This window comes from Streptomyces sp. NRRL WC-3549, assembly GCF_000721935.1.
Taxonomy (GTDB): domain Bacteria; phylum Actinomycetota; class Actinomycetes; order Streptomycetales; family Streptomycetaceae; genus Streptomyces.
In genome coordinates, this window is sequence record NZ_KL585415.1 from 11,030 (window position 1) to 12,637 (window position 1,608).

At 74.1% G+C, this 1,608-nt stretch carries 1 protein-coding gene; it reads left to right on the forward strand.

Annotated features, from left to right (window positions below; translation table 11 throughout):
- Positions 1–44 precede the first annotated feature (44 nt).
- Positions 45–1,241, forward strand: a complete 1,197-nt coding sequence (locus IH13_RS0122810; RefSeq protein WP_031087304.1) for an MFS transporter — start codon at positions 45–47, stop codon at positions 1,239–1,241.
- Positions 1,242–1,608: the final 367 nt, after the last annotated feature.

A 1,608-nucleotide genomic window follows, 5' to 3' on the forward strand; every position in this document is an offset into this window, starting at 1 on the left:
GCCGGCCCGGCCGGTCACGGCACCGGCGGGTTACCGTCGACCACATGAACGGTGACCGCGATCGCCGAGGGTGGCTCCCGAGTTGTCTCGCCGGAGCGGTGTTCGCCGTGTGTATGGCGGGGACCACCCTGCCGACCCCCCTCTACGGCCTCTACCAGGACCGCTTCGGATTCAACGAGCTGATGGTGACCGTCGTGTACGCCGTCTACGCCTTCGGCGTCATCGGTGTGCTGCTGCTCGCGGGCAACGCCTCCGACGCCCTGGGCCGACGCCCCGTACTCCTGTGGGGTCTGGCATGCGCGGCGCTGAGTGCCGTCAGCTTCCTGTGTGCCACTTCGCTGGGCTGGCTGTACGCCGGGCGGCTCCTGTCGGGCCTGTCCGCCGGACTGTTCACCGGGGCGGCCACCGCGTACGTCATGGAGCTGGCACCCGGCGCAGGCTCCTCGCGGGCCTCCTTCGTCGCGACGGCCGCCAACATGGGCGGTCTGGGCTGTGGCCCGCTGCTCGCCGGAATCCTCGCGCAGTACGCCGCGTGGCCGCTGTACCTGCCCTTCACCGTGCACCTCGTCCTGCTGGCCGGTTCCGCCGTCGTCCTGCTGCGCCTGCGGGAGACCGTCCGGGAGCGGCGGCCCCTGAGGACCGTGCGGCCGCAGCGGCCCGCGCTGCCGCCCCAGGTGCGGGCGGTGTTCACGCCCGCGGCGCTCGCCTCGTTCGCGGGTTTCGCCCTGTTCGGGGTGTTCACCTCCGTCAGCCCCGCGTTCCTGGCGGAGTTCCTGCACGTGGGGAACCACGCCGTGAGCGGGCTGGTCGTTGCTCTGGCGTTCTTCGCGTCGATCGCCGGACAGTCGGCGGTCGGCCGGCTCGGGGTGCGGCGATCACTGCCGCTGGGCTGTGCGGGTCTGCTCGCGGGGTTGGCACTGCTGGCGGGTGCGCTGAGGTGGGAGTTGCTGTCCCTGGTCGTGCTGAGCGCGTTCGTCGGCGGCGCGGGCCAGGGGCTGGCCTTCCGCGGAGCGCTCTCCGCGGTGGCGGCGGCGTCCCCCGCGGACCGGCGGGCGGCGGTCATCTCGACGTTGTTCGTGGTGGCGTACGTGGGTATCTCGCTCCCGGTGATCGGCGTGGGAATCCTGACGGGCCCGATGGGCCTGCGCGGCGCCGGGCTGGTGTTCATCGCCTGTATGGCCTCCCTGGTCGCCTCGGCCGCCGTCTACCTGCTCCGGCGCCCCGCGGGCGCGGAGGGATGAGGGACGGCCGAGCTGCCCGAACAGGCGCGCTCGGCCCTCCCCGCGGCGGTCCGTCAGCAGGGCCCGGAGGGGCGGCCCGCCGCACCGGGCCCTCGCCGTTGCCCGCGAGCACGAGCGACCGTCCCGCTGCGGTCGTGATCGCCGTCGCAGGGCACGGGTGAACAGCTCGGCTCGTCCTCCCCGGGACACGGCTCCTGCGGCTGTGCTCCGCAGAGGTGCGGGATCTCCGTACAGTCCGAGGGCTGCGAGGGGCCGGCCGAAAGCGGCGGACGGGCCGCACCCCTCGGCCGAGGCCGCCCGTGCCACGGATGCCGTCGGCCGGGCGCGGTTGCGTCCGTGGCGGCTCCGGGGTCTCAGACCGCCGACC

Bases quoted from the DNA above. Each gene is read 5' to 3' on its own strand.
- IH13_RS0122810 (WP_031087304.1), top strand. From the start codon at position 45: ATGAACGGTGACCGCGATCGCCGAGGGTGGCTCCCGAGTTGTCTCGCC.